This is a genomic window from Microcystis sp. M179S2 (genome assembly GCF_020245805.1).
GTDB lineage: Bacteria > Cyanobacteriota > Cyanobacteriia > Cyanobacteriales > Microcystaceae > Microcystis > Microcystis aeruginosa.
Map to the genome: position 1 here is coordinate 1 of NZ_JADBUE010000328.1, position 5,747 is coordinate 5,747.

The 5,747-nt window shown below is 43.9% G+C and carries 7 protein-coding genes and 1 pseudogene; 6 read left to right on the forward strand and 2 right to left on the reverse strand.

Going from position 1 to position 5,747, the window contains the following annotated elements:
- Positions 1–534: RNA-guided endonuclease TnpB family protein (locus IM500_RS20370; RefSeq protein WP_287739430.1), on the forward strand; the 534-nt coding region annotated here is incomplete at its 5' end.
- A 97-nt stretch (positions 535–631) separates the two neighbouring features.
- Positions 632–2,203, forward strand: a complete 1,572-nt coding sequence (locus tag IM500_RS20375) for a Na+/H+ antiporter (RefSeq protein WP_002797016.1) — start codon at positions 632–634, stop codon at positions 2,201–2,203.
- A gap of 116 nt (positions 2,204–2,319) precedes the next feature.
- Here the strand turns inward: IM500_RS20375 and IM500_RS24610 are convergent.
- A pseudogene (locus IM500_RS24610) lies at positions 2,320–2,442 on the reverse strand (PEP-CTERM sorting domain-containing protein); the annotation flags it as partial.
- 824 nt (positions 2,443–3,266) lie between these two features.
- On the opposite strand from IM500_RS24610, the gene IM500_RS20385 reads away from it, so the two are divergent.
- From IM500_RS20385 to IM500_RS20395, 3 genes are read left to right on the forward strand one after another with little or no spacing between them, the layout of a single operon-like run.
- Positions 3,267–3,440 (forward strand): hypothetical protein, encoded by a 174-nt coding sequence (locus tag IM500_RS20385; protein WP_287739432.1) that lies wholly within the window; start codon positions 3,267–3,269, stop codon positions 3,438–3,440.
- 1 nt (position 3,441) lies between these two features.
- Positions 3,442–3,657: a PIN domain-containing protein gene (locus IM500_RS20390; RefSeq protein WP_002758272.1), complete on the forward strand. Its 216-nt coding sequence runs from the start codon at positions 3,442–3,444 to the stop codon at positions 3,655–3,657.
- A complete protein-coding gene (locus tag IM500_RS20395) occupies positions 3,644–3,856 on the forward strand; it encodes a hypothetical protein (RefSeq protein ID WP_002758270.1) in 213 nt (70 codons plus the stop codon). Before IM500_RS20390 ends, IM500_RS20395 begins: the two co-directional genes overlap by 14 nt.
- Before the next feature lie 163 nt (positions 3,857–4,019).
- Here IM500_RS20395 and IM500_RS20400 read toward each other — a convergent pair whose 3' ends face one another.
- A complete protein-coding gene (locus IM500_RS20400; protein ID WP_287739433.1) occupies positions 4,020–4,535 on the reverse strand; it encodes a single-stranded DNA-binding protein in 516 nt (171 codons plus the stop codon).
- Positions 4,536–4,620: 85 nt separating this feature from the next.
- On the opposite strand from IM500_RS20400, the gene IM500_RS20405 reads away from it, so the two are divergent.
- Positions 4,621–5,616, forward strand: coding sequence for an amino acid ABC transporter permease (locus IM500_RS20405; protein WP_287739434.1), 996 nt, complete (start codon positions 4,621–4,623; stop codon positions 5,614–5,616).
- Positions 5,617–5,747 lie beyond the last annotated feature (131 nt).

The window sequence follows — 5,747 nt, forward strand, 5'->3', positions numbered from 1 at the left end:
CTTTCTAGAAAACAGAAAGGGTCAAAAAATCGGGAAAAAGCAAGAATCAAAGTAGCAAGGATTCACGCTCAAATCACCGATAGCAGGAAAGACCATTTACACAAGCTAACCACTCAATTAGTTCGTGAAAACCAAACGATTGTGGTTGAGAATTTAGCCATCAAGAATATGGTCAAAAACCCGAAATTATCTCAGGCAATATCTGATGTAAGCTGGGGAGAAATCACCCGACAATTAGCCTATAAATGCCGTTGGTACGGGAAAAATTACATCGAAATAGATAGATGTTTTCCCAGTTCTAAACGGTGCAGTAATTGTGGGTATATTGTGAAAAAGCTGCCGTTAAATGTTCGAGAGTGGGACTGTCCGAACTGTGGGACTCACCATGACCGAGACATTAACGCCAGTAAAAATATTTTGGCCGCAGGGCTTGCGGTGTCAGTCTGTGGAGCGACCATAAGACCAGAACAGAGTAAATCTGTGAAGGCAGGTGCGAAAAATCCTTCGGGAAAGAAGCAGAAACCTAAATCGTGAGGTTTGGGAATCGCCGTCCGTTTTACGGCGGCGAGGATGTCAAATAATTTAGATTGTTCTTTTCTTGCACGTCCGCTCACCGATTGCCTCCCAGCCAATGAGTTTAGAATCCGCTACCGATGAAGTCATTAAGCAAAATTTAGAACAATTTCTAATTGTTTTGTCCGTTTCCCTGAGTGTGGCCACGGTTTCGAGGATTTTTAGCTGGTTTCGCCAAATTCCTTACACCCTATTGTTAGTGATAGTCGGTTTGGGTTTAGCTTTTATCGATATCCGTCTGGTGAACCTATCCCCCGAACTGATTCTAGAAATTTTTCTGCCCCCTTTGCTATTTGAAGCCGCTTGGAATACACGCTGGCGAGATCTGAAGGATAATTGGATTCCCGTCAGTCTTTTCGCTATTGTCGGCGTAATTATCTCGATTTTCGGGGTTGGTTTTACCCTAGATGAATTGACCAATTTACCCCTATTTACGGCCTTATTAGTGGGTGCGAGCCTTTCTTCTACGGATCCCGTCGCTGTTGTCGCTCTTTTTCGCGAATTGGGGGCCAGTAAAAACCTCACCGTGCTTTTGGAAGGGGAAAGCTTATTTAATGATGGGGTCGCTGTGGTCGCTTTCGCTCTTTTGGTGGAAATTCCCCTCGGTGCTAGTGGTCTATCCTTGGAGACAACCATTAGCCGGATTGCCGCTTTTATCGGTATCGGGGTGGCAGTGGGTTGTTTAGTGGGTTTTGGTATTTCCTATCTGACTCAACGTCTCGATTTACCCCTAGTGGAACAGTCTTTAACTCTTGTGTCCGCCTACGGTGCTTATTTATTAACCGAGGAGTTCGGGGGTTCGGGGGTAATCGGAGTGGTGACTACGGGGATTATTTTAGGTAATTTTGGCTCTAGAATTAGTATGAGTCCCCGTACCCGCCTATTAGTCACGCAATTCTGGGAGTTTCTCGCTTTTTTTGTCAATTCGATCGTTTTTCTCCTCATCGGCGATCAGATCCGTCTCTCCAGTTTAGCCGATAATCTCAATTTAATTTTTATCACGATCGCCGCCGTGGTAGCGGCCCGTTTTCTGGCTACCTTTGCTTTGGCAACTGTTAGTAATGCCTTGATGGAAACTAAAATTAATTGGCGGGAAAAAACGGTTTTATGGTGGGGAGGTTTGCGCGGTTCCGTTTCTATTGCCCTAGCTTTAAGTGTGCCGGTTATTTTTCCCAATCGTCAGGATATCATCGATATCGTCTTCGGAGTTGTTCTCTTTACCCTTTTGGTTCAGGGATTAACTATTCAAACTTTCCTATCGAGATTAGACTTGATCGGTGATCAACCAATTCGAGAAAACTATGCGGAACTTTTAGCCCGACGGGTAGCTTTAAAAAGGGTTTTAGACTATCTTTCTAAGTTAGATAAATCTCCCGATGTTGCCCCCGAATTTTTTAGTTATGAGCAGCATCTCGTCAAAGAAAAGTTAAAGACTGTAGAAGCGGAAATACAATCTCTCAACGATAGTTATCCCCAATTACAGCTATTAACAATGGAACAACTTCGGGAAACCCTCCTAGATATCGAAGCTGATACCTACGCTGAATTTATTCGATCTGGCCGTTTAACTAGCAATTTATCCCCCGTCCTCCAAGAAATTCTCGCTGAAAGTAAAATTACTGATCAGTAGGACTATTTTGGGGTATATACAATCAATCTCAATTCTCCTAACGATCAACGACTGGGTTTTATGACAAAAACCCCTCCAATTAATGAAGGGGTTTTTGTGGGGTTTTATGGGGGATTTTAGGAGACTTTTGTAGTTTCTTTTTCGGTGGATTTAGAGGGTTTAAGTTTACGCTTGATGGTTGAGGCTGCGCCGAGAGTGCCGAGAGCGAGGAAAGTGATATTAGATGTAGATTCAGGAGTTTTTACTTTTGTTACTTTGCCTTGAAATGCCCCCTGTTGTCCCGTCACTTTATAATTTATTGTAAAGAAGGGAAGAATAGGAATCCAGTTGGTATAATCAACACTTTCACCTATCTGCATCGGTAATTGATTAATAGGAATAGGGAAATTGACTGGTAGCGTTGTACCTTGTTGGCTGACGAATGTCAATCTTATCTCGCCAATATATTTAATAGAGGTCATGTCAGCATTGGATTGAAGAAATGCTTTAAGGATCGAAGTTCCCGATGTCCCCGTGACGCTGTAGGACATAACTGCTGCTGATGCTTTTAATTGAGATAATAGCATAAAGCTTGTAGCAGCAAAGCCTGTAAAAACAGAGGTACTTAAAAGTTTATTTTTCATGAAATTAAGAGGTAGTGATAAATTTTGGTGCGATCGCCCCCCTCGTAGCTAGGTCAAGCAACACTCCAACCCAACACCAAAAGGAGATGACAAAAGGATACACATTACCCCCCCCCGCACTGTATCAAAAGCTACAATTTAATAAATCTTTACATTCCTCTCCCTAGCTTAGGGATTCACAGGGGAAGGAGTCTCAGGTATTTTCCCATGTTTTACTGCTTCTCAGGCGACCGATCGTCTTCCGTGAGGGATTGTGGCGCGGTGTGTAGGATTCGGTAATAGGGTTCAAAATTTCGCTAACATTGTTAAGTAGCTGGTTATAATTAAATTAAAAATGGATTTTAGGTTCGATCCCCCCTGCCCCCCTTGATAAGGGGGGTGCCGATAGGCGGGGGGATCTGATGATTTTTAACGCCTACCTACTTAGGTGATTATTTATTATGAGTATGTCGAGAGAGGAACAATTAAAGATCCTTGATCGGATGAAAGATTCTGATATCGATTATTCAGATATAGCTGCTACTGATGCCGAATTTTGGCAAGAAGCTACTGTAGAAGCTGCCCGTTGGATGGTATCGAGGGAAACGCCCATCGCCAGTAGGGGCAATTCATGAATTGCCCCTACTCCGTACCTCCCAACTGGGTTTTAAGTTTTATGATGCCTTACATCTGGCTTTTGCTGAAGCGGGGGGCGCTGATATTTTCCTGACCACCGATGACAGGCTGCTGCGAAAAGCTCAACAATATAGAGATTCAATTAACGTAACGGTAGAGAATCCCGTGATTTGGTTGATGGCGACTTTACAGGAGGATGGCAATGAAATTAGCTGAACTGAGAAAACAAGGATATCAAGCTTTAGTTGACTCTTTAGGGGTGGTGGGAATGCTCCGCTTCCTGCAACAATTGGAAGTCGGCCATGGCGATTACACCGCCGAGCGACACCAGTGGTTAGATGAACTGACCCTCGCCGATTTTCAGAGCTACGTTCAACAAAAGAAAAGTATCAATGGTGGGGAGTTAGGGGGTTAGAAGGCAAGAACTGGCTCTTCTGGTTTCTGTGTGGAAACGAGGTCTATACTGATAGAATATCCGCCAAATAGTGCTTAAAGTCTTGCCCGATAAGCATTCCACGATTCCATAAGCAAAAATTATCAGACAAAATCGAGAAGAGCCATTAATTCTGTCGGGGTACTTAGAAAGGAATATCGTCTAAATTTTCCTCCACCGATGTGTCGCTGGGTTGCCAAGCGGAAGGATTAGAAAGTTCATAGGATGCGTCGTATTCAAAGTCCCCGGTGGAGACAGGTGCGACGGGTTTCTGCACCTCGGTTTTATTCGATTTGTGGGCATTGATTGGTACGACTTTTTCTGGAGTCGGGGCTGCCATTTCACCGCTACTCATGCTGCCGTCAAGATGATAGAGATGACTAATGACTAATTCGGCCCGTTTTTCCTTAAAACCTTCGGGACGATCGATCGTCTGCATCGAGAGACGACCTTCTAAAATTACCTGATCACCTTCATTATAGTTCTGAGCGACTTCTGAGGCTAAATTTCCCCAAGCTACGGCCCTTAAATTAGCCGGGGTTGCCTCGGCACGATTGGCAGAAAACTCGACTAACATTTGAGCGTAGGGAGTTTGATTATCTTGGGTATAACGTAATTCGGGACGACGGACAATTTTAGCCATTAAAATGCAACTGTTCATGGTCGAAAATTAGTCTGAATTTTTCTAATAGCACCATTGTACTGAAAAAGTACAAGGATCACCACTGGGGAGGTTGGGGAATTTTATGGGACTCTGGTTAAGAAAAAATCTCTTTAACACTTGGTACAACGTCATCTTAACCCTTGCGGGTCTATTTCTCAGCCTCTGGGGGGGCTTAAGTTTTCTCGATTGGGCGATAAATCAGGCAAAATGGGCTGTAGTGACGGAAAATATCGGTTTATTTGTGGTCGGTCGTTATCCAGAACAGTCAATATGGCGAATTTGGCTGATTTTAACGATACTTGCGGCTTTATCACTGTTTTCTTGGCAATTAAACCGGGGTCGCTTCCCCAATTGCCCCGCTTTTCTCCAACGCTGGTGGGGATTGCTCTGGTTATTGACTTTACCTTTAATCGCTTGGTTACTATTGGGAGGATTATTTTTAAAGGCAATTCCCCTCGATGATCTCAGTGGTTTAATCTTAACTTTATTAGTAGCGATCGCCAGTATGATTTTATCTTTCCCCTTGGGGGTATTATTGGCCCTGGGGAGACAGAGTGAATTACCGGCAATTCGTTGGCTATCTATTGGCTATATCGAATTATTGCGCGGTTTACCTTTGTTGGGAATTTTATTCATGGCTCAGGTGATGTTACCCTTAATTTTACCCGCCGGGACGAGACCGGAACGGGTGATCAGAGCGATCGCAGGATTTACCCTTTTTGCAGCAGCCTATCTGGCCGAAAATGTCCGCGGTGGTTTACAAGCGATTCCCAAAGGTCAAGTTGAAGCGGCCAAAGCCTTGGGTTTAAAACCGATTTTCGTTTTATTATTGATCATTCTACCCCAAGCTCTAAAAGCGGTCATTCCCGCTATTGTTGGTCAATTTATCAGTTTATTTAAGGATACTTCTCTACTGGCGATCGTGGGGCTGGTGGACCTCTTGGGTATGGCAGGCTCGGTTTTAGCTAATCCGAAATTTATCGGCGATTATCCAGAGGTTTATCTATTTTTGGCGTTTATTTACTGGATTTTCTGTTATTCTATGTCCCTAGCCAGTCGTAGGTTAGAACAGCGTTGATTGGGGTGTGGGGTGTGGGGTGTGGGGTGTGGGGTGATGGGGTGTGGGGATAATAAATAAAAATAATCTCCTGACTCCTGAATACTTACTCCTGAATACTGACTCCTGAATACTGACTCCTGAATACTGAC

Coding starts and splice junctions, on each gene's coding strand:
- IM500_RS20375 (WP_002797016.1), top strand. CDS start 632: ATGAGTTTAGAATCCGCTACCGATGAAGTCATTAAGCAAAATTTAGAA.
- IM500_RS20385 (WP_287739432.1), top strand. CDS start 3,267: ATGAGTATGTCGAGAGAGGAACAATTAAAGATCCTTGATCGGATGAAA.
- IM500_RS20395 (WP_002758270.1), top strand. CDS start 3,644: ATGAAATTAGCTGAACTGAGAAAACAAGGATATCAAGCTTTAGTTGAC.
- IM500_RS20400 (WP_287739433.1), bottom strand. CDS start 4,535: ATGAACAGTTGCATTTTAATGGCTAAAATTGTCCGTCGTCCCGAATTA.
- IM500_RS20405 (WP_287739434.1), top strand. CDS start 4,621: ATGGGACTCTGGTTAAGAAAAAATCTCTTTAACACTTGGTACAACGTC.